Origin of the sequence: Pseudomonas sp. PS01301, from assembly GCF_029960215.1 — a bacterium.
Taxonomy (GTDB): domain Bacteria; phylum Pseudomonadota; class Gammaproteobacteria; order Pseudomonadales; family Pseudomonadaceae; genus Aquipseudomonas; species Aquipseudomonas coleopterorum.
In genome coordinates this window covers 85,071-104,307 of record NZ_JASCPM010000003.1, presented here as the reverse complement: position 1 = coordinate 104,307, position 19,237 = coordinate 85,071, and the positions used below count along the sequence as shown (strand labels likewise).

The following is a 19,237-nucleotide window of genomic DNA, read 5'->3' as shown; positions in this document are numbered from 1 at the left end:
ATGCCCGCAAAAAAAGTCTTCGTCTACCATCCGCTGACACTGGCGCTGTTGCTCGGTGGCTTGCCACTGAGTACAGCCTACGCCGCCGACAGCGCCAGCACTGCCGCCTCGAGCGGCACCCTGGAGCTGCAGGAAACCAACATCGACGCCAGGGTCCTCGAGAACCCGACCGGGCAGATCCAGGGTCCCGTGGCCACGCGCAGCACCAGCGCGAGCAAGACCGATTCGGCGATCAAGGACATTCCGCAGTCGATTTCGGTCGTCACCCGCGACGAGATGGACAACCGCAAGACCGACACCCTGGCCGAGGCCCTGAGCTACACACCAGGCGTGATCGCCCAGCCCGGCGGGTTCAGCCGGGTCGCCGACGACTTCGTGATCCGCGGCTTCAACGTCGGCTCGGGCACGGGCGGCATTCTGCGCGATGGCATGAAACTGCAAGGCAGCGTGTATGACGGCGGCATCGAACCCTACGGCCTGGAGCGCGTGGAAGTGGTCAAGGGCGCCTCTTCGGTGCTGTACGGCCAACTGTCGCCGGGCGGTCTGATCAACACCATCACCAAACGCCCGACCGATACGCCGCTGCATGAAGTCAACGTCGAGTACGGCAGCCATGCACGCAAACAGTACAGCTTCGACCTGGGCGGCCCGATCGACGACGCCGGGCAGTTCTCCTATCGTCTCACCGGCCTGTGGCGCGACAGCGACACCCAGACCACCGACGCGGACGACGACCGCCGTTACATCGCCCCCGCCTTCACCTGGCGCCCGAACGACAGCACCTCGCTGACCCTCCTGGCCAACTACCAGGAAACCCGCACCGGCTTCGCACCGCCGCTGGATTTCGACCTGACCACCTCGTCCGGCACCCGCTACCCCAAGGTCGACCGCGACCTGTTCACCGGCGAGCGCGGCTTCGACCACTACAACAACTATTCGACCAGCATCGGCTACCTGTTCGAACACGACTTCACTCCCGACCTGAAAATCCGCCACTCCCTCCGCCACTTCGAGGCGGACCTGAGCTGGGACTACATGCAGGTCGCCGATACCGGCAGCGCCGCCCTGCGCAACCGGGGCCAGCTGGCGCGCCGACCCAGCATCCGCCGCGAACGCTCCGAAGGCTGGACCAGCGACAACAACGTGCAATGGACCCTCAACAGCGGCCGCTGGCAGCACACCCTGCTGGCGGGCGTGGACTACTACCACAAGACCTACGACTCCCATCGCTTCGCCGGCGCCAACTCCATATTCAACCCGGCCAACCCGGTGTATGGCGTGCCAACCAACGCCACATCCGCCAACACCGGCTCGGACCTGCACAGCGCCCAGGCCGGCGTCTACCTGCAAGACCAGATCAAGTTCGACGACAGGTGGATTCTGCTATTGGGCGGTCGCCAGGACTGGGCCGAAAGCCGCACCTACAACTTCGCCAGCGGCGCCCGCACACCACGCGATGACAAGAAAGCCACCGGCCGTGTCGGCCTCGTCTACCAGGCGGACAACGGCCTGGCCCCGTACATCAGCTGGAGCCAGTCGTTCCTGCCGGCGAACGTCTTCAACGCCAACGCCAACACCTCGTTCGATCCGACCGAGGGCGAGCAGTACGAGATCGGCGTGCGCTACACCCCGCCCGGTACCACGGCCCTGCTGAGCGCTGCGGTCTACGACCTCAAGCAGAAGAACTCGCTGAGCACCGACCTCACCGGCAATACCGTGCAGTTCGGCGAAACCCGCGCGCGGGGCGTGGAGCTTGAGGCCAAAGCGGACATCACCCCGAACCTCAGCGCCACCGCCTCGTACACCTACACCGATGCGAAGATCACCGACGATGCCGTGTCCGCCCGCGTGGGCACGCGCATCGACGGCGTGCCTTATCACATGGCCAACCTGTGGGCCGACTACCGCTTGACCACCCTGGGCCTGCCTCAGGTCGTGGTCGGCGGCGGCGCCCGCTACATGGGCACCAGCCGCACGTCCAGCTCGGACGCCAACGAAAAGGTCTCCGCCTACACCCTGTTCGACGCGAAAGTTACCTATGAAGTCGACAAGAACTGGACCGTGGCCATGAAGGCGCAAAACGTCGCCAATGAGAAGTACCTGTTCTGCAACGTCTCATGCCGCTACGGCGACGAGCGAGCGCTGATCGGGTCGGTCAACTACCGCTGGTAACGGCTGACCAGGCACACGGCGATCGGCCCTTCTGGCAAATACCAGATTCATCTGGACCCCAAGGGACTGATCGTCGCCAAGACCCGCCACACCTCGGCCACCTCACATGCTGGGGGTCCCCAAAATGACGACGGCGCGTGACCCTGCCACGCGCCGCGCGGTCACGCGTACTTCCTCAAGCCCCCATCGCTTCACGCAGGCTGGCCGGGCGCATGTCCGTCCAGTTGGCTTCGATCCAGGCCAGGCACTCGGCCTTGGACGCCGCTTCCCTCACCGTTGACCAACCCGCGGGCACGGCCTTGAAATCGGGCCAGATCGAGTACTGCTGCTCGTGATTCATCACTACCAGAAACATCGTGTCTTCGCGGTCGAACGCCATTGCCTTGCCTCCTGAAAATTACTCAACGTACCTGCGCGTAGCACAGGCCTACCCCTCAAAGACGTCCCACACCTACCCAAAATTAGCCTCCATTTGACGAGCGGGCTAATTCCTTCACGCAATCAAGAAAATCTATGAATAGAACAATTTCTCATTTGACAATGAGAATCAACAACTCTACTTTGAGCGCCGTCACATAAGGACATACTTTCTGTCACTGCCCGCCGCAGGTATCAACATGCAGGATTCACGTAGCACGGATAACTCACTCCACGACCTCCCCTCGCTGCTGCAGACACTCATTTCGCACCGCCAGGGCCTGATCAAAATCGCCGCGCAAATCACCGGATGCCGCAGCCACGCCGAAGATGTCGTCCAGGATGCCTATCTGCGAGTGCGCAGAATGAAAGCCGGCATGCTGCCCTTCAACGCCCAGCTCAATTACATCTTCCGCATCGTGCGCAACCTGGCCATCGACCATTACCGCAAGCAGGCCACCGAACAGCGCTACTTCGTCCAGGACGACCAGACCCTCGACACAGTCCCCCAGATGTCCAACCCGGAGTCGATCAACGTCGACCGCCAGACCCTGGGCAAGGTCGACCGCGCCCTGGCCCAACTGCCCAAGCGCGCCCGCTACGCCTTCCTGATGTATCGCGTGCACGGCAAACCACAGAAGGACATCGCCACCGAGTTGGGCGTCTCGCCTACGTTGGTCAATTTCATGATTCGCGATGCGTCGGTGCACTGCCGGAAGTTCGTGGGAGCCGGGGCGGGTTGCTAGGATTTGGAAGGTGTGATGGGCGGGTCATGTTCGTGGCGTTCGAACATCATTCGCAGGAAGCTTCAGGATCGCTTGGTAGATTGGGCTCTGTATCTGTCACCCACTGGTAACGAAGAACGCAGGTGTACGGCACAAATGCCTATTCGAACCGGGCGTTCATTTCTTCCAGGCTCAAGGTCACATCGCTGTATATGCCAGGCAGGCGCTCGATGGCCAGACGTTCAGAACGCAGATCTTCAAGCTCATCCTGCAGCGCTTGATAAGCGTCGACGCTCAGCAGCACGGCGGCTGGCTCGTGATCATCGATGATGACCAGATGCGAGACCTTGCCGCTGGTGACGACTTCCAGGTGCACGCTGAAACACCCAGCCATCGCCGTAGCGGAGACCGCGCGCTGAACTCGGGTTGATGATGCACTCATGCGTCTTGCCCCTGTACCGATGATCCCGTTCCCTTTACCTGCAAAGTCAGTCGACAGACGTGTTCAGCTCGCCCGGCGCCTATTCATAAGCCCCGCAGCCAGCAAAGCCAGGCCAGGCACCAGTAACCCTATGGACGTCCATCCAAAAGCCTCCTGACCCCAGGCACCGATCGCGGCGAAGGCGCAGCCGACTGCAATCAACGGGGCGCCGGCGAAGTAGAACGGGTTGTTGGCTTTCTTGGCCATAGTGGATCCTCCTGATCTTTATCCGATTGAAAACTGTGTGCTTTGCGGTCATCCATGACATCAGAATGAAGGTGGCGCCGAACGACGTCGAGTTGGCGACACGTGGAAAGACATCTGTTACAGGGCCGCGCCTTACGTGTGTCTATGTCCTTCATCCAGGCCAATGGCTATCAAAAGCTCCGTGATTAACCCTCTTTCAGCATGTACTTACCGATTTGAGCTCGGAAAATAAAAACCAATCACTAGCGTTACCAAAGGCAGCGCGCCCACCTTTATCAGTTCAAATATCTCCGCCCACGCCTTATTGTCAGGATTGAACGCATATCCCCCCATTACCAACAAAGAGACCACAAATAAACCGCCGAGTATCTGCTGAGCGAATTTGAGCCTATCGCCCTCTCCAAGCTTAACTGGCTTTTTGCCGTGATCATCTGACGCGAAAACATCCTCGATATTCCGGTCTCCCGAGTGCATATGCTCTTGCGTCATCAAACACCCACCACCCGACCAACGGCTTCAAGCGTGTGGTCATCTTTCTCGCGGACGATACCCAACGAGAATTTTCCGGGCTTGCTCTTCTCTTCGTCAGCAATGGCCAATAGCGCGAATGCGCGGCGCATGGCGTCAGCCTTGCTGATACCGCGACGTGCGGCGATTTCGGTAAGGCGATCGTCAATCTCGGTGCTTAGGTCTAATGTCATGCGAGGCATGGCGACTCTCCCGTTGTGTCATGAAGTACTGCAATAGTACTGCAAATTTAAGCATCCCTTCCATCAAAACGCTTCATCAGAGTCCGTTACCAGGCCGCTCATTCGCTACCGAATGTAAAACCCTCTCCAACATCACCCCCTTGATGCATAGTGTTTTCGCTCGGCGCACCATCCGGGACATGAGTCCGATTTCCACCCTCCTCCGCCGCCTAGAAGACCTGATCCGCCTCGGCGACCGTGCTCCGATCACTGACGTCAACCATCGTTTGAAAACTACTCACTAACGCTCCCCTGCCTAATCCACCGAAACGCCCACCCAACCTGTTTTCGCACGAACCACCGAGTCTTGGTAGACTTGCCCCTCATAACGTTTCGTACAGATCCGACCTGTGTAGCACTCCCCTCGTCCGCCCGTTTTCCCACGCGAATGGTGGCCATGGCGAAAGTGGTGAAGATCCTTCTCTAGGTGGTACAACTTACCGCCCACCCCACGAAAACACCCGAAAACTGGTACAAAACGCGCAGAGTAAAATGGTACAGAATGTAGCTGAAACGCCCGCCACACCTCGCCTGGAGCCGTCTCGCCGCTTCAGCGTCGCACCCATGATGGATTGGACCGACCGCCACTGTCGCTACTTCCTGCGCCTGCTCTCGCGTCACACCCTGCTCTACACCGAAATGGTCACCACCGGCGCCCTGCTCAATGGCGACCACGAGCGTTTCCTGCGCTACGACGAGGCCGAGCATCCGATTGCGCTGCAGTTGGGCGGCAGCACGCCTGCCGACTTGGCGGCATGTGCACGCATGGCGCAGGCGCATGGGTACGATGAGGTCAATCTGAATGTGGGCTGCCCCAGTGATCGTGTGCAGAACAACATGATCGGGGCCTGCCTGATGGCGCATCCGGCGCTGGTGGCCGAGTGCGTCAAGGCCATGCGCGATGCGGTGTCGATTCCGGTCACGGTCAAGCACCGCATCGGGATCAATGGCCGCGACAGTTATGAAGCGTTGTGCGATTTCGTCGGGCAGGTGCGGGAGGCCGGCTGTCGCAGTTTCACCGTGCACGCGCGCATCGCTATCCTCGAAGGGCTGTCGCCCAAGGAAAACCGCGACATTCCGCCGTTGCGCTATGACGTTGCCGAGCGCCTCAAGGCTGATTTTCCCGACCTGGAAGTGATCCTCAATGGCGGCATCAAGACCCTGGAAGACTGCACCGAGCACTTGCAGACATTCGACGGGGTGATGCTGGGACGCGAGGCCTACCACAACCCCTATCTGTTGGCGCAGGTCGACCAGCAGTTGTTCGGCAGCGACGCCCCGGTGATCAGTCGTTTCGATGCGTTACGGCAGATGCGTCCGTACATCGCCGCACATATCGCCTCGGGCGGTGCCATGCACCACGTCACGCGGCACATGCTGGGCTTGGGCACCGGGTTTCCCGGTGCGCGCAAATTTCGCCAACTGCTGTCGGTGGACATCCACAAGACCGATGATCCGCTGGCGCTGCTCGATCAGGCCGGGGCGCTGCTCGAAGGTCGCTGATCGCTGGGCGGTGCGCCAGAACCTGGCCAGGAGCGCATACTCGATCCATTGAACCGTCGCGCGACAAGACACTCAAATGTAGGTCTACCACCGCCCTTTCGCCTGCTGCACCCCGTTGGCCCTTGAGCCAGACGCAGCGCTCGGGTAACGTCATCCATTCGCAAAGGACAGAGCACGCACATGACTTCCAAGCTGGAACAACTCAAGCAAATGACCACCGTCGTCGCCGACACCGGCGACTTCGACGCCATCTCCAAACTCAAGCCGGTCGACGCCACCACCAACCCGTCGCTGCTGCTCAAGGCAGCTTCCCTGGACGGTTACAAGGACTTGCTGCAAAAGACCATCAGCGACAGCAACGGTGACGTCGGCCTGGCCTCGGACACCTTCGCGGTCGCCGTGGGCACCGGCATTCTCAAAGCCATCCCGGGCCGTATTTCCACCGAAGTGGACGCACGCCTGTCCTTTGACGAACAGGCTCTGCTGGCCAAGGCCAGCCAGATCATCGACCTGTACGAAAAGGCCGGCGTGGGTCGCGAGCGCGTCCTGATCAAGCTGGCCTCCACCTGGGAAGGCATCCGCGCCGCCGAGAAGCTGGAAAAAGCCGGCATCCAGTGCAACCTGACGCTGCTGTTCTCCTTCGCTCAGGCACAGGCCTGTGCCGATGCTGGGGTGTTCCTGATTTCGCCGTTCGTGGGTCGCATCTACGACTGGTACAAGAAATCCACCGGCCAGGAATACACCGGTGCCGAAGATCCAGGCGTGCAGTCGGTAACCCGCATCTACAACTACTACAAGGCCAACGGCTACGACACCGTGGTCATGGGCGCCAGCTTCCGCAACATCAACCAGATCGAACAACTGGCCGGTTGCGATCGCCTGACCATCAGCCCGGAGCTGCTGCACAAGCTGGCGGAAGATGAAGGCACGCTGGAGCGCAAGCTCAAGCCTGGCAATGCCAGCGAGCCGAAGCAGATCCTGACCGAGGCTCAGTTCCGTTGGGCATCGAACGAAGACGCAATGGCCACCGAAAAACTGGCCGAAGGCATTCGTCAGTTTGCGCGTGACCAGGAGAAGCTGGAAACCCTGCTCACTGCAAAAGTATCCTGATTCAGCACGGCGACACATGAAAAAAGGCGACCGCAAGGTCGCCTTTTTTATGGCCGGAAGAGCTGTCTGGAAGTCTCAGCTGCGCTCGAGGGCGTTGACCAGGTCATGGAAGGCTTCACGGTTGGACTCGTTCAGGCCCATGAGAATCTTGTGCGCCTCCAGCACTTTGGACCTTACGACATCTTCGGAAAGGTCCTGCGAGGGCAGATCGGTAAGGCAGTCGGGACACGGGATCGGACGGCCGACGATGTTGAATACCTGATCGAATCCCATGGACTGCAACAGGCGCGTGATGTCCTCGTGGGTCGTCACCACGGTCGGCAGCAATCCAACTTTTTGTCGGGACATGATCGACAGCTTGGCCAACAAGCCCAAGGTGGTGCTGTCGATGCTGCGGGTTTCGGTCAGGTCGATGACGATGGCGGAGAAATCCAGAGCGGTGAAGATCCGCTCGATCGTCGCATCCAGCGCCGAGCAAAGCGTCAGGCGCACCTCTCCCACGAATTTCAACACGAACGTGCCGCTTTGTTCCGCAAACTGGATTCTACCAGTACTCATGCAAGGTTCCTGCTCAGCACCATCAGGGCGATATCATCCGGCATCTCCCCAAGTGTGGCCAGTCCAAACGTGTGCCGCAAGCCATCCAGGCTGCCGCCCGCTGCGCTGACGATTTCAGGCAATGCAGCTTCTTTTTCCTTCAGCGTCTCACCCGGCAGCAGGTCCAGTATCCCATCGGAAAACAGGGTAAGGCTGAACTGCTCCGGCAACGCCATGACGTGATCGGTGTAGGTGGCTTCGTTGAACAGGCCGACCGGTAGACCGCGCCCTTCCAGGTAATGCGTCCGTTCAGGGGTGTACAACACGGGAAGCGGCAGATGGCCGCCTATGCTGTAGGTCAGCAACCCGGTGTGCTCGTCGATCACGCCGCCGACCATGGTGACATGCTTGCCCAGGCGGGTGTTGATCAGACCACGATTGATATGGCCCAGCACGTCCGACGGCTTGAACTCGGGCATCGAACCACCGCGCCGTGATTCGAACATGAGGCGCGTGGTCATGAATTTCAACAGCACCGTGACGAATGCCGATGAAGCGCCATGGCCCGAGACATCGGCCAGATAGAACGCCACGCGATGCTCGTCGACCCTGAAGTAATCGACGAAGTCCCCCGACAGGTACAACGACGGGATGATCTGGTGCTCGAAACTGAACCCGTCGGTGCTCCAGGGGTTCTGCGGCAGCATGTTCATCTGCACCTGGCGGCCGGCGGTCTGGTCCTCCTGCAACAGGTGCAGGCTGGCCTCCAGTTCACGGTTGGCCGTTTCCAGCTTCTCGCGATAGCGCCGGTTCTCCAGCAACAACCGGGAGCGATCCAGTGCGCGCCGAACCGAATGCTCCAGAACGGCCAGGTCTTCCAGGGGTTTGATCAGGTAGTCCGCAGCGCCCAGACGCAGTGCTTCGACGGCGTCGTTCATCACACCGGCACCGGACAACACAATGACGGGGATATCAGGCGACAGCTCGGTCACCTGGCGAATCAGGTCCAGGCCACCGACCTGCGGCATGCGCAGGTCGCAGATGACCAGATCGGGCTGCTGTTGCTCGAATACCTGAAGGCCCTGCAGGCCATTGTTCGCCTGCAGCACGCTGAAGCTGCTGTCTTCGAGGTAGGCCGCAAGGCTTGCGCGCACCACATCGTCGTCATCGATGATCAGCAGCGTTGCACTGGTTTTCTGCATGTGGGCAAACGGCGCCAGAAATTGGTTGTCGTAAGTAGGTCAGCAAAGTAAAACCTGGCGAAGACAGCAATGGATCGCCTACCTTTACTTCTAGCCTCTCGCAGAGGCGAATACAAGCGCTGGGTGCCCTGCGCATGCGGATGCAGAGGTGCCTTGTAAGGCGCAGACGGTACTCCCATCCGGCAAGCGTTTCAAGGGTGTTGCGACACGAGCCAGAGCGGCTCGCCCGGCAAATTACCCTTGGTTATAAAAACGTCAATAATAGCAACCAGATCGAAGGACAAGCCATGAGCGTCAATGATCGTGACTACAGTGAGAAACGTGATTTCATCCGCATGACCGTGGATGCCCAAGTCGACCTTCGGGTTGGCGACGTTGTAGTTCCCGCCGTATGCAAGGATCTTTCGAGCACCGGTATGCAGCTGGAAGCACGCACCCAGTTGCGGGTTGGGGACCAGGTCAGCGTCCATCTGCCCTCGAACCACCCTACCCTCACCGACCTCAACGTTCAGGCCGAAGTGATACGTGTGGAAGATTCGGGGCACGAAGGCGCGCAGACCATAGGCCTGCATACGCTCAGCATGGAGTGAATGCGAGGCATGAAAAAGGCGACCCTCGGGTCGCCTTTTTCATGCCTGGTTACAATTAAAAATCGTCTTCCACCTGGCCATCTTTGACGCGGAACTCGCGGTTCTGCAGATAGGCATTGCGCAGGAAGATGTACTTGTCGCCGTTGATGAGCTTTTCCGCCGACAGCAGGCTGGCGCGGGTATCGACCACATTTACGCCCAGTGTCGTGTTGCGGGTCGGTACATGGTCGATGTAGCGGTAAGGCGAGGTGTAGGTGTCAGGGTACTTGGCGAACGCATCGCGAACGGTGCTTGGACCCAGCAGGGGCAGAACCACGTAAGGACCGCTGCTCACACCCCAGTAGCCCAGGGTCTGGCCGAAATCTTCGTCGCTGCGCTGCAGGCCCATCTTGGTGCCCACATCGAAGAAGCCGAACAGGCCGAAGGTGGTGTTGAAGATCAAGCGCGCCGTATCGGTACCGGCCGCCGCAGGCTTGAGCTGCATGACGTTGTTGGCCAGGTTGCCAACATCGCCGATGTTGCTGAACACGTTATGGATGCCGTCTTCCAGAAACTGCGGGGTGATCCACTGGTAGCCCTGAGCCAGAGGCTTGAGTGCATAGGTGTCCAGGGTGTCGTTGACCCGGAAGATCGCACGGTTGACCGGCTCCCATGGATCTTCTTCCGCAGCCTGGGCGACCATGGGGGCCACGGCAAGTCCAAGGAGCAGACAGGCTCCAGCCACTCGGTCTATCACAGCTGAACCGGTCAGACGCATACAGGTTACTCCTTGAGATACGATTCGGCCGCAGGCGACCGTCCAAAAATTTGTGAGCCAGTATAAGGCGTCCAGACACGATTAGGCAGTGCACTTGCGATCGCAGGTGGATGCCAGGTTCTGAACGTACCCATGCCAGACTTCCGGGCTGCCCTCAAGTTCACACGCGGACGGGTTCGCAACCCTGCCAACTGCGAATCAGACAGGGTCGATACGGACCTTTGCGCACCGGGTGCGGTCCATGTAAGTGCCTATCACTCAAGGAGAACGTCATGCCAGCCCGCGAATTGCAAGAACAGCTCGATGAACTGCGCGAGCAACTGGACAAGAACCAGACGCTGTCGCTCGAGGAGCGCGAAGACATGCGCGCCTTGATGGAACAGATCAAGGCGCGCATGGAACTTGAAAACGCCACCGCCGACAATTCAGTCGCCGACAACGTGAACCTGGCCGTGGAGCGCTTCGAAGTCGATCACCCAGGCGTAGCCGGCGCGTTGCGCAACATTGTCCAGACCCTTGGCAACATCGGCATCTGAGCGCGATACCCCTACAGCCGCCGTTCCCAGCGGCTGTTGAATCGCCGCGTTACTGGCGCACAAGTCGACCGTTGGCGAAATCCAGTGCTTCGGTGCTGCGGTAGGGGTTGATGTCCAGGCCGCCGCGCCGCACATAGCGGGCGAACACGGTCAGCTTCTGCGGCTGCAGCAGGCGCTGCAGATCAGTGAAGATCCGTTCCACGCACTGCTCGTGAAAATCCGAATGCTGGCGAAAGCTGACCAGGTAGGCCAGCACGCTGGCATGGTCCAGCGCAGCACCGGTGTAGGTAATACACACACTGCCCCAGTCCGGTTGACTGGTGACCGGGCAGTTGGACCGCAGCAGATGGCTGTGCAGGGACTCCTCGACAATCCTGGCCGGATCGCAACGCAGCAGTTCCGGCTGCGGGTGATCGTAGCTGCTGACCGTGATATCCAGATCATCGATGCACACCCCCGGCAGGCTGACCACGCCTTCGGCCTCCACCTCCTCCAACCGCCGCACCTTGACGCCCACCGGCTTGCCAGCTGCGCCGGACAGGTCCTGCACCAGCACCTTCTCGAGCGCGTCCACCAAGGCGAACGGCGTCTGGTTCAGCGAGTTCAGATACAGCTTGAACGACTTGGATTCGATGATGTTCGGCGAATCCGCCGGAATGCTGAACTCACCGATGGCCACCACCGGTTTGCCCGAAGGCAGCAGCCAGGAAAGCTCGAAGCAGTTCCACACATCCACACCCGTATAGGGCAGCGTGTCGGCGCTCAGGCCCAGTTCGGCCCATTTCGCGGCGCGAGGAATGGGAAACAGCAAGGAGGGGGTGTAGGTGGAAACGTACTCGCTGGACTTGCCCAGCGGGGAATGTTCGGCTGCGGGGTGCATGACATAAACCTGACTGAATGAACGGCATCAGTCTAGCGAATTTGCCGCCGCCCTGCATGGCAACGGTGGCGCGGTCACAGGACCACGCCACCGTTGCCATGGCTCATTCGTAACGCAAGGCGTGCGCAGGCTCGATCTGCGAGGCCCGATAGGCAGGATAGAGGGTCGCGAGAAAGCTCAGCACCAGCCCAGCCCCGCAGATCAGCATGACATCGCCTGCCTGCAGCTCCGATGGCAGGTTGCTGATGAAGTACACGTCCGAGGTGAAGATGTGCTGGCCAGTGACGCGCTCCAGCCAGCCGACGATGGTGCTGACGTTGATCGCAGCGATCACGCCCAGCACGCCCCCGATCACCGTACCGGCGACGCCGATCACCGTGCCCTGGACCATGAAGATGCCCATGATCTGCCGCGGCGTGGCGCCAATGGTGCGCAGGATGGCGATATCCGCGCCCTTGTCGTTCACTACCATGATCAAGGTGGCAATGATGTTGAACGCCGCCACCGCGACGATCATCAGCAACAGCAAGCCGATCATGGTCTTTTCCATCTTCATGGCGCTGAACAGGCTGCCCTGGGTGTGGGTCCAGTCGTCGGCCTTGAAGCCCGTCCCCAAGCCCTTGACGATGGCGGCGCTGACTTCAGGGGCCGTGTACAGGTCTTTCAGCTTGAGCCGCACGCTCTGCACCTGACCCGGCTGCCAGCGCTGCATCTCGGCCGCATCCGCCGCGTTGATCAGGCCCATGGAACCGTCCAGTTCGGCACCGACCTTGAACACCCCCACCACGTTAAGGCGCTGCATGCGCGGGGTGATGCCACCGGGTGCAGTGCTGACTTCCGGCACGATGAGGGTGATCTTGTCGCCCACGTTCAGGCGGAAGCGCCTGGCCGTGATCTCGCCGATGACGACGCCGAACTCACCGGGCTTGAGGTCGTCCAGACGCCCCTGAACGATGTGATCGGCGACGATCGACACTTCGCCTTCGCGAGCCGGATCGACACCGCTGATCTGGATCGGCTGCATCATGCCCTTGTACGACAGCATGCCGTCGAGTTCGGTGAACGGCACGGCCGCCAGGACCTCGGGGTTTTTCATGGCTGCGGCAGCCACCGGCCGCCAGTCGTCCAGCGGTTTCACGCCCTGGATCATCGCATGGGGCACCATGCCCAAAATGCGTGAGCTCATTTCGCGCTGGAAGCCGTTCATCACCGACAGCACCACGATCATCGCGAGCACGCCCAGGGCGAGGCCGATCATCGACGTCATGGAGATGAACGAAATGAAGTTCTTGCGACGCTTGGCGCGGGTGTAGCGCAAGCCGACGAAGATTGACAAGGGTCTGAACATGCAGAGGTAACCCGTTAGAAAAAAGAAGCTAGATCGGCACCAGGCGGCCATCTTCCAGGCGCAGTACGCGGTCCATCTGTCGCGCCAGGCTCAGGTCGTGGGTGACCACCAGAAACGCGGTGCGTAGCGATACGCTGAGTTCGAGCATCAGGTCCTGAATGCCTTGCGCCGTGTGGTGGTCGAGGTTGCCGGTGGGCTCGTCGAGCATGACCAGGCCAGGCGTGTTCACCAGGGCACGGGCAATCGCCACGCGCTGACGTTCGCCGCCCGACAGCTCGGCAGGCTTATGCTGCAACCGATGGCCCAGGCCGACACGCTCCAGCAATGCGGTAGCACGCTGCCTGGCCTCGGGGATCGCAGTCTTGCCGATCAGCAGCGGCATGCAGACGTTTTCCAGCGCGGTGAATTCGGGCAACAGATGGTGGAACTGGTAGACGAACCCCAGAGCGCGGTTGCGCAGCAGGCCACGGGCCCGCTCGTTCAACGCCGAGAGCTCTTCCCCGGCCAGCCAGACACTGCCGCGGCTGGGCGTATCGAGCCCGCCGAGCATGTTGAGCAGGGTGCTCTTGCCCGAGCCGGAACTGCCGACGATGGCCACTCGCTCACCGGCGTGCAGCTCCAGTTGCAGGTTGTCCAGCACCACCACGGATTCCGGGCCTTCCTCGTAGGACTTGCCCAGGTTGCGACAACTCAATACTGCTTGTTCACTCATGCCCGACTCACTCATAACGTAACGCCTCCGCCGGCTGGGTACGCGCAGCGCGCCAGGCCGGATACAGGGTGGCGAGGAAACTCAGGACCAACGCCGCGCCGCAGACCATGAACACATCGTTGGCCATGAGTTGCGACGGCAGGTAATCGATGAAGTAGACATCGGCGTTGAGAAACTTGTGGCCGATGGCCTTTTCCAGCAAGGCAATGGCGGCGCTTACGTTCAAGGCCGCAAGAATGCCGACAGCGGCGCCGATCAAGGTGCCGACCACGCCGATCACCGTGCCCTGGACCATGAAGATGCGCATGATCTGCCCCGGCGTCGAGCCCAGTGTGCGCAGAATGGCGATGTCGCCCTTCTTGTCGTTGACCACCATCACCAGTGTGGAAATGATGTTGAACGCGGCCACGGCGACGATCAGCAGCAACAGCAGGCCGATCATGGCTTTCTCCATGCCGATGGCCTGATAGAGATTGCCGTGGGTGCGGGTCCAGTCGCGGGCATAGTAGGTCTGGTCGCCCAGTTGCTGGGCGATCTGCCAGGACACGCGCGGCGCCTGGAACAGGTCCTCGAACTTCAGACGCAAGCCTTGCACCTCGCCGGCTTTCCAGCGGTGCAGCTTGCCCAGGTCTTCGAGGTTGGCCAGGCCCAGGTAGCCGTCCAGCTCGCCGGCGCCGACGTGGAAGATACCGGTCACGGTGAAGCGCTTCATGCGCGGGAACATGCCGGCCGGGGTGACGGTGACTTCCGGTGCCACGAAGGTCACCTTGTCGCCGACACCGACACCCAGCTTGGTCGCAGCCTTGTCGCCGATCATCAGGCCGAATTCGCCGGGCCTGAGGTCATCGACCCTGCCCTGCTTGACGAAGGCGTCGATGATCGAGACGTTGTGCTCCTGCGCAGGGTCGATGCCATTGAGCAGAATCTTCTGGACCTGCCCGTCATGGGTCAGCAAACCCTGCATCTGAGTGAACGGCGCGACCGCCGCCACCTGCGGGTTCTGCCGGACCTGCGCGGCCAGGGCTGGCCAGTCGCCGATGGGTTGGCCGGATTCGACGGTAGCGTGGGGGACCATGCCCAGCACGCGGGTACGCATCTCGTGATCGAAGCCGTTCATGACCGACAGCACGACGATCATCACGACCACGCCCAGGGCGAGACCGATCATCGAGGTGAGGGAGATGAACGACACGAAATGATTGCGTCGCTTGGCACGGGTGTAGCGCGCGCCAATGAAAACGAAAAGAGGTCTGAACATGTCGGGGCTTGTTCGGGTGAAAGAGGAGACGTCCTGCTGGCAGGGCGTGACGAGCAGCTTTACACTCGGACCATCGCCTCTACCCCGGGTTCGTCATGACGACATCAGATGAAGAAGATCGCCGCGAATACTATCGCATCGATGACCGCATCGCACTGGAAATCACCATACTCCCGGAGGTCGAGACGGCAGGTGAAGACATGTTGCAGGATGCGTCACCACTGTTCGACCTGCTCGGTGAAATGCACCTGGCCGAGTTCGAAACCCAGCACCTGCTGCGCCAGCTAAGCGAAGCCAACCGCGCCGTGGAGGCTGTGCTCAAGGCGCAGAACCGGCGCATCGACCTGCTCGGCCAACTGGTCGCGCAGACCCTGCTGGAGCGTATCGGCGAACCTCGTCCGGTGGTGCTGTCCGAAGGTAGCCTGGCGTTCTTCCAGCAGCAGCCGATGACCGAGCGCACGCGCCTGACCCTGCGCATCGCGCTGATGCCACAGGCGCTCGGCCTGTCGCTCAAGGCAAGCGTCACCAGCTGCACTGCCGTGGGTGATGACCAGTTCGAGATCGGTACCCAGTTCATCGACATCAGCGACGCCCAGCGTCAACTGCTGGCCCGCCACATCCTGCACAGACAGCAACTGCAACGCCGCCAGGCGCGCGAGCGGCAAGCCCCGGCAATCGATTGACCCACACATTCATTCAAGGAGCGAACGTGACGCTTATCTACGGCCATCGCGGCGCCAAAGGCGAAGCCCCGGAAAACACCCTCGCCAGTTTCAAGCAGTGCCTCGAACACGGGGTGCGTCGATGCGAACTGGACCTGCATCTGTCCCGAGACGGCGAGTTGATGGTCATTCATGACCCGACCCTCAAGCGCACCACCGGGCGCGGCGGCAAGGTCGTCGAGCACGATGCCCAGGCGCTGGTCACCTATGACGCGCGCAAGGGCGGCCCGGGCTGGGTGTCGCCCTGCCCCATTCCACGCCTGGAGGAGCTGTTCCAGGCATGCCCGTTCGAGCACTGGCAGCTGGAGGTCAAGAGCGCCTCGCGCACCCGCGCGGCGACCACCGTGCTGGCCATCCGCGAACTGGCGCAGCGCATGAACCTTCTGGACCGCATCACCATCACCTCAAGCTCGCGGGAAGTGCTGCGCGCGGCCCTGGAATTGACCCCGGACGTGGCGCGCGGCCTGGTGGCCGAATATGCCTGGCTCGATCCGATCAAGGTCGCGCAGAGCTATGGCTGCGAAATGCTCGCGCTGAATTGGACGTTGTGCACCCCCGAGCGCCTGCTCAAGGCGCAGCGCCAGGGTTTGCATGTGTCGGTATGGACGGTCAACGAGCCTGCGCTGATGCGCAGACTCGCCGACTTCGGCGTGGACAGCCTGATTACAGACTTTCCCGGTTTGGCCAGCGCCACCCTCGGGAATCGCTGAAATCGGTCTCCCCGGCCGGCTCAGGCCACCGGCCGGAGCCGCTCAAAAAAGCCGGTTGAGGCCATCGTAGGCGGCCACTCGATAGGCTTCGGCCATGGTCGGGTAATTGAAGGTGGTGTTGACGAAGTACTTCAGGGTATTGAGCTCACCGGGCTGATTCATGATCGCCTGACCGATGTGCACGATCTCCGAGGCCTGGTCGCCGAAACAATGCACGCCCAGTACCTGCAGGGTCTCGCGGTGGAACAGGATCTTCAGCATGCCCACCGGTTCGCCGGAAATCTGCGCGCGAGCCATGCCCTTGAAGAACGCCTTGCCCACTTCGTAAGGCACCTTGGCCTGGGTCAGCTCATGCTCGTTCTTGCCGATCGAGCTGATCTCGGGAATGGTGTAGATCCCGGTCGGCACATCGTTGACGAAGCGCCAGCTGCCGTTGTCGACCACGCTGCCGGCCGCCGAACGGCCCTGGTCATGGGCGGCACTGGCCAGACTCGGCCAGCCGATCACGTCGCCCGCACCGTAGATCGTCGGCACCGAGGTGCGATACGCCTCGTCGACACTGATCTGGCCGCGGCCGTTGACCTTGATGCCGATGTTCTCAAGGCCCAGGCGGTCAGTGTTGCCGGTACGGCCATTGCACCAGAGCAAGGCGTCGGCCTTGATCTTCTTGCCGGACTTGAGGTGCAGCACCACGCCGTTTTCCAGGCCTTCGACCTTCTCGTATTCCTCGTTGTGCCGCACCATCACGTTGTTGTTGCTGAAGTGATAGCTCAAGCCCTGGGAAATCTCGGCATCGAGGAAACTGAGCAATTGCTCGCGGTTGTCGATCAGTTCGACCAGCACGCCCAAGCCGCTGAAGATCGATGCGTATTCACAACCGATGACTCCGGCGCCGTAGATGATCAACTTGCGCGGCGTGTGGGTGATGCTCAGTACGGTGTCGCTGTCGTAGATGCGCGAATGGCTGAAATCGATGTCGGCAGGCCGGTAGGGGCGCGAGCCGGTGGCAATGATGACGCTCTTGGCGATGAGTTTTTCCTGCGCGCCGTTGGCGCAGATCACTTCCACCGTCTGCTCGTCGGAAAAACTGCCGGTGCCGAAGAACACGTCGACACGGTTGCGCGCGTAATAGCTGGTGCGCGATGCCACCTGCTTGGCGATCACCCGCTCGGCGCTCTTGAGTACGTCCGGGAACGAGAACCAGCGCGGCTCGCCGATGGCTCGGAACATGGGGTTGGTGTTGAACTGGATGATCTGCTTGACCGAGTGGCGCAGCGCCTTGGAAGGAATCGTACCCAGGTGGGTGCAGTTGCCGCCGACCTGGCGCCGACTGTCGACCATGGCCACCTTGCGCCCGGCCTTGGCGGCGTTCATCGCCGCCCCTTCTCCGGCGGGGCCGGAACCCAGCACCACTACGTCGTAGTTGTAGACAGCCATGCGTACTCCTTCAAATCTGGCCGGGCGCCACGGCGGCGCCTGCGGCTGGCGTGCCCTCATCAGGCATCGAAAAACATGCGGTGCATTCTATAGGAAGCGCAGGCACCGCGGATGTTCACCCTTAGTCGGCGCGTAGCCTATTTTCCGTGGCCCGCAACGTCAACGATTGCCTGCGACATTTTGCCACTCGAGCCCGGTCGCAGGCCCCTTCCGGTGCATAGGATCATGCGATTGCTGCGGTGGATGCCGGGGTGCCGGAGCCGGTCGCGGTTGCCAGAGCACTTTCATCAAGCAGTTCGAGCATCGCCGCCAGGTTCGGCGAGCCGGCGCCACGGCGCCAGATCAGCCAGGTGTGCAGCCAGCGAAAATCCTCGGCCAAGGTCCATACGCTGACGTTGCTGCTGCCCGGCATGCTCTCCAGCATGCTGCGCGGCATCAGTGCCAACCCCGCTCCGGCGCTGACGCAGGCGAGCATGCCGTGATAGGACTCCATCTCGAAGATCTTGCCCGGCGCGGCGCCGTCGGCGACGAACCAGTTCTCGAAATGGCGACGGTAGGAGCAGTTGGCGCGAAAGGCATAGACGGTTTCGCCATTCACATCCTGAGGTCGTGACACCGGCGCATGGCTGCGCGCGCTGACCAGGACCATCTCTTCGTCGAACACCACCCGTCCGTCGAGCAGCGGATGACGCAGCGGTCCGTCGACGAAAGCCGCTGCCAGGCGCCCACTCAACACGCTGTCGAGCATGTCGCCCGAGGGGCCGGTGGAGAGATCCAGCTCCACCTTCGGATAGCGGTGGTGATAAGCCGCCAGCAACGGTGGAATGCGCACCGCCGCCGTACTTTCCAGCGAGCCCAGCGCGAAGGAGCCCTGGGGCTCGGTACCGGACACCGCCTGGCGCGCTTCTTCGACCAGATCAAGAATGCGCCGGGTGTAATCCAGAAAGCTCCAGCCGTTGGGCGACAGACGCAGACGCAGTTTCTCGCGGATGAACAGATCGACCCCCAGTTCGCTTTCCAGTTGCTTGATCCGCGTGGTCAGGTTCGACGGCACACGATGCACCCGTTGCGCTGCAGCGGCGATGCTGCCCTCCTCCGCCACCGCGCGAAACAGCTCCAGCTGAGTCAGGTCCATACATTCTCCAAACGAGATGGTTTTGGTTATTATTATTCAGTTTTCATGA

The 19,237-nt window shown here is 61.1% G+C and carries 22 protein-coding genes; 8 read left to right on the top strand and 14 right to left on the bottom strand.

Features of this window, described 5'->3' with window-relative positions; genetic code table 11:
* The gene (locus tag QMX89_RS02520; protein WP_282346562.1) at positions 1 to 2,172 is read left to right on the top strand and encodes a TonB-dependent siderophore receptor; all 2,172 of its coding nucleotides are present in this window, start codon (positions 1 to 3) and stop codon (positions 2,170 to 2,172) included.
* A 175-nt stretch (positions 2,173 to 2,347) separates the two neighbouring features.
* Here QMX89_RS02520 and QMX89_RS02515 read toward each other — a convergent pair whose 3' ends face one another.
* Positions 2,348 to 2,551, bottom strand: a complete 204-nt coding sequence (locus QMX89_RS02515; protein ID WP_049859981.1) for an MbtH family NRPS accessory protein — start codon at positions 2,549 to 2,551, stop codon at positions 2,348 to 2,350.
* A gap of 238 nt (positions 2,552 to 2,789) precedes the next feature.
* Between QMX89_RS02515 and QMX89_RS02510 the strand changes: the two genes are divergently transcribed.
* Positions 2,790 to 3,335, top strand: a complete 546-nt coding sequence (locus QMX89_RS02510) for an RNA polymerase factor sigma-70 (RefSeq protein ID WP_282346560.1) — start codon at positions 2,790 to 2,792, stop codon at positions 3,333 to 3,335.
* 139 nt (positions 3,336 to 3,474) lie between these two features.
* On the opposite strand, the gene QMX89_RS02505 is transcribed toward QMX89_RS02510, so the two are convergent.
* From QMX89_RS02505 to QMX89_RS02490, 4 genes are all read right to left on the bottom strand, one after another.
* Positions 3,475 to 3,756: a type II toxin-antitoxin system Phd/YefM family antitoxin gene (locus tag QMX89_RS02505; protein WP_282346558.1), complete on the bottom strand. Its 282-nt coding sequence runs from the start codon at positions 3,754 to 3,756 to the stop codon at positions 3,475 to 3,477.
* A gap of 63 nt (positions 3,757 to 3,819) precedes the next feature.
* Positions 3,820 to 4,002, bottom strand: a complete 183-nt coding sequence (locus tag QMX89_RS02500; protein ID WP_282346556.1) for a hypothetical protein — start codon at positions 4,000 to 4,002, stop codon at positions 3,820 to 3,822.
* A gap of 207 nt (positions 4,003 to 4,209) precedes the next feature.
* The gene (locus tag QMX89_RS02495) at positions 4,210 to 4,491 is read right to left on the bottom strand and encodes a hypothetical protein (RefSeq protein WP_090358758.1); all 282 of its coding nucleotides are present in this window, start codon (positions 4,489 to 4,491) and stop codon (positions 4,210 to 4,212) included.
* Entirely contained in the window at positions 4,491 to 4,712 is a 222-nt protein-coding gene (locus QMX89_RS02490; RefSeq protein WP_049859977.1) for a CopG family transcriptional regulator, read from the bottom strand. The genes QMX89_RS02495 and QMX89_RS02490 overlap by 1 nt, the downstream gene beginning before the upstream one ends.
* A gap of 531 nt (positions 4,713 to 5,243) precedes the next feature.
* Between QMX89_RS02490 and dusA the strand changes: the two genes are divergently transcribed.
* Positions 5,244 to 6,254, top strand: a complete 1,011-nt coding sequence (gene dusA / locus QMX89_RS02485) for a tRNA dihydrouridine(20/20a) synthase DusA (protein ID WP_282346551.1) — start codon at positions 5,244 to 5,246, stop codon at positions 6,252 to 6,254.
* A gap of 180 nt (positions 6,255 to 6,434) precedes the next feature.
* A complete protein-coding gene (gene tal, locus QMX89_RS02480; RefSeq protein WP_049859975.1) occupies positions 6,435 to 7,364 on the top strand; it encodes a transaldolase in 930 nt (309 codons plus the stop codon).
* Between the two features lie 75 nt (positions 7,365 to 7,439).
* On the opposite strand, the gene rssC is transcribed toward tal, so the two are convergent.
* Both rssC and rssB read right to left on the bottom strand, forming a co-directional pair.
* On the bottom strand, positions 7,440 to 7,922 hold the full coding sequence (rssC, locus tag QMX89_RS02475; protein ID WP_043190372.1) for an anti-sigma factor antagonist RssC: 483 nt from the start codon (positions 7,920 to 7,922) through the stop codon (positions 7,440 to 7,442).
* Positions 7,919 to 9,103, bottom strand: coding sequence for a two-component system response regulator RssB (gene rssB / locus QMX89_RS02470; RefSeq protein ID WP_282346544.1), 1,185 nt, complete (start codon positions 9,101 to 9,103; stop codon positions 7,919 to 7,921). Before rssB ends, rssC begins: the two co-directional genes overlap by 4 nt.
* Before the next feature lie 287 nt (positions 9,104 to 9,390).
* Here rssB and QMX89_RS02465 point away from each other — a divergent pair, with 287 nt between their 5' ends.
* The gene (locus QMX89_RS02465; protein ID WP_082223604.1) at positions 9,391 to 9,693 is read left to right on the top strand and encodes a PilZ domain-containing protein; all 303 of its coding nucleotides are present in this window, start codon (positions 9,391 to 9,393) and stop codon (positions 9,691 to 9,693) included.
* Positions 9,694 to 9,748: 55 nt separating this feature from the next.
* Here QMX89_RS02465 and QMX89_RS02460 read toward each other — a convergent pair whose 3' ends face one another.
* Positions 9,749 to 10,450, bottom strand: a complete 702-nt coding sequence (locus QMX89_RS02460) for a VacJ family lipoprotein (protein WP_049859972.1) — start codon at positions 10,448 to 10,450, stop codon at positions 9,749 to 9,751.
* Positions 10,451 to 10,722: 272 nt separating this feature from the next.
* Between QMX89_RS02460 and QMX89_RS02455 the strand changes: the two genes are divergently transcribed.
* Positions 10,723 to 10,986 carry a DUF4404 family protein gene (locus QMX89_RS02455; protein ID WP_049859971.1) on the top strand — a complete coding sequence of 88 codons (264 nt, stop codon included), beginning with the start codon at positions 10,723 to 10,725 and terminating at the stop codon, positions 10,984 to 10,986.
* A gap of 49 nt (positions 10,987 to 11,035) precedes the next feature.
* Here QMX89_RS02455 and queF read toward each other — a convergent pair whose 3' ends face one another.
* The 4 genes from queF to QMX89_RS02435 all read right to left on the bottom strand — a co-directional run bounded on the left by queF (position 11,036) and on the right by QMX89_RS02435 (position 15,184).
* Positions 11,036 to 11,866: an NADPH-dependent 7-cyano-7-deazaguanine reductase QueF gene (gene queF / locus QMX89_RS02450; protein ID WP_282346538.1), complete on the bottom strand. Its 831-nt coding sequence runs from the start codon at positions 11,864 to 11,866 to the stop codon at positions 11,036 to 11,038.
* Between the two features lie 103 nt (positions 11,867 to 11,969).
* On the bottom strand, positions 11,970 to 13,214 hold the full coding sequence (locus tag QMX89_RS02445; protein WP_282346537.1) for a lipoprotein-releasing ABC transporter permease subunit: 1,245 nt from the start codon (positions 13,212 to 13,214) through the stop codon (positions 11,970 to 11,972).
* A gap of 28 nt (positions 13,215 to 13,242) precedes the next feature.
* Positions 13,243 to 13,926 carry a lipoprotein-releasing ABC transporter ATP-binding protein LolD gene (lolD, locus tag QMX89_RS02440; RefSeq protein WP_177331277.1) on the bottom strand — a complete coding sequence of 228 codons (684 nt, stop codon included), beginning with the start codon at positions 13,924 to 13,926 and terminating at the stop codon, positions 13,243 to 13,245.
* A 7-nt stretch (positions 13,927 to 13,933) separates the two neighbouring features.
* Complete coding sequence (locus QMX89_RS02435; RefSeq protein WP_049859967.1) at positions 13,934 to 15,184, bottom strand: lipoprotein-releasing ABC transporter permease subunit; 1,251 nt, start codon at positions 15,182 to 15,184, stop codon at positions 13,934 to 13,936.
* A 95-nt stretch (positions 15,185 to 15,279) separates the two neighbouring features.
* On the opposite strand from QMX89_RS02435, the gene QMX89_RS02430 reads away from it, so the two are divergent.
* On the top strand, positions 15,280 to 15,867 hold the full coding sequence (locus tag QMX89_RS02430) for a PilZ domain-containing protein (RefSeq protein WP_282346533.1): 588 nt from the start codon (positions 15,280 to 15,282) through the stop codon (positions 15,865 to 15,867).
* Between the two features lie 26 nt (positions 15,868 to 15,893).
* The gene (locus QMX89_RS02425; RefSeq protein WP_049859965.1) at positions 15,894 to 16,616 is read left to right on the top strand and encodes a glycerophosphodiester phosphodiesterase; all 723 of its coding nucleotides are present in this window, start codon (positions 15,894 to 15,896) and stop codon (positions 16,614 to 16,616) included.
* Between the two features lie 42 nt (positions 16,617 to 16,658).
* On the opposite strand, the gene sthA is transcribed toward QMX89_RS02425, so the two are convergent.
* Both sthA and QMX89_RS02415 read right to left on the bottom strand, forming a co-directional pair.
* Complete coding sequence (gene sthA, locus QMX89_RS02420) at positions 16,659 to 18,053, bottom strand: Si-specific NAD(P)(+) transhydrogenase (protein WP_049859964.1); 1,395 nt, start codon at positions 18,051 to 18,053, stop codon at positions 16,659 to 16,661.
* Positions 18,054 to 18,276: 223 nt separating this feature from the next.
* A complete protein-coding gene (locus QMX89_RS02415; protein ID WP_282346529.1) occupies positions 18,277 to 19,188 on the bottom strand; it encodes a LysR family transcriptional regulator in 912 nt (303 codons plus the stop codon).
* Positions 19,189 to 19,237 lie beyond the last annotated feature (49 nt).

What these genes read in the sequence shown, in the direction of transcription:
- QMX89_RS02520 (WP_282346562.1), top strand. Translation starts at nt 1, where the DNA reads ATGCCCGCAAAAAAAGTCTTCGTCTACCATCCGCTGACACTGGCGCTG.
- QMX89_RS02515 (WP_049859981.1), bottom strand. Translation starts at nt 2,551, where the DNA reads ATGGCGTTCGACCGCGAAGACACGATGTTTCTGGTAGTGATGAATCAC.
- QMX89_RS02510 (WP_282346560.1), top strand. Translation starts at nt 2,790, where the DNA reads ATGCAGGATTCACGTAGCACGGATAACTCACTCCACGACCTCCCCTCG.
- QMX89_RS02505 (WP_282346558.1), bottom strand. Translation starts at nt 3,756, where the DNA reads ATGAGTGCATCATCAACCCGAGTTCAGCGCGCGGTCTCCGCTACGGCG.
- QMX89_RS02500 (WP_282346556.1), bottom strand. Translation starts at nt 4,002, where the DNA reads ATGGCCAAGAAAGCCAACAACCCGTTCTACTTCGCCGGCGCCCCGTTG.
- QMX89_RS02495 (WP_090358758.1), bottom strand. Translation starts at nt 4,491, where the DNA reads ATGACGCAAGAGCATATGCACTCGGGAGACCGGAATATCGAGGATGTT.
- QMX89_RS02490 (WP_049859977.1), bottom strand. Translation starts at nt 4,712, where the DNA reads ATGCCTCGCATGACATTAGACCTAAGCACCGAGATTGACGATCGCCTT.
- dusA (WP_282346551.1), top strand. Translation starts at nt 5,244, where the DNA reads ATGGTACAGAATGTAGCTGAAACGCCCGCCACACCTCGCCTGGAGCCG.
- tal (WP_049859975.1), top strand. Translation starts at nt 6,435, where the DNA reads ATGACTTCCAAGCTGGAACAACTCAAGCAAATGACCACCGTCGTCGCC.
- rssC (WP_043190372.1), bottom strand. Translation starts at nt 7,922, where the DNA reads ATGAGTACTGGTAGAATCCAGTTTGCGGAACAAAGCGGCACGTTCGTG.
- rssB (WP_282346544.1), bottom strand. Translation starts at nt 9,103, where the DNA reads ATGCAGAAAACCAGTGCAACGCTGCTGATCATCGATGACGACGATGTG.
- QMX89_RS02465 (WP_082223604.1), top strand. Translation starts at nt 9,391, where the DNA reads ATGAGCGTCAATGATCGTGACTACAGTGAGAAACGTGATTTCATCCGC.
- QMX89_RS02460 (WP_049859972.1), bottom strand. Translation starts at nt 10,450, where the DNA reads ATGCGTCTGACCGGTTCAGCTGTGATAGACCGAGTGGCTGGAGCCTGT.
- QMX89_RS02455 (WP_049859971.1), top strand. Translation starts at nt 10,723, where the DNA reads ATGCCAGCCCGCGAATTGCAAGAACAGCTCGATGAACTGCGCGAGCAA.
- queF (WP_282346538.1), bottom strand. Translation starts at nt 11,866, where the DNA reads ATGCACCCCGCAGCCGAACATTCCCCGCTGGGCAAGTCCAGCGAGTAC.
- QMX89_RS02445 (WP_282346537.1), bottom strand. Translation starts at nt 13,214, where the DNA reads ATGTTCAGACCCTTGTCAATCTTCGTCGGCTTGCGCTACACCCGCGCC.
- lolD (WP_177331277.1), bottom strand. Translation starts at nt 13,926, where the DNA reads ATGAGTGAACAAGCAGTATTGAGTTGTCGCAACCTGGGCAAGTCCTAC.
- QMX89_RS02435 (WP_049859967.1), bottom strand. Translation starts at nt 15,184, where the DNA reads ATGTTCAGACCTCTTTTCGTTTTCATTGGCGCGCGCTACACCCGTGCC.
- QMX89_RS02430 (WP_282346533.1), top strand. Translation starts at nt 15,280, where the DNA reads ATGACGACATCAGATGAAGAAGATCGCCGCGAATACTATCGCATCGAT.
- sthA (WP_049859964.1), bottom strand. Translation starts at nt 18,053, where the DNA reads ATGGCTGTCTACAACTACGACGTAGTGGTGCTGGGTTCCGGCCCCGCC.
- QMX89_RS02415 (WP_282346529.1), bottom strand. Translation starts at nt 19,188, where the DNA reads ATGGACCTGACTCAGCTGGAGCTGTTTCGCGCGGTGGCGGAGGAGGGC.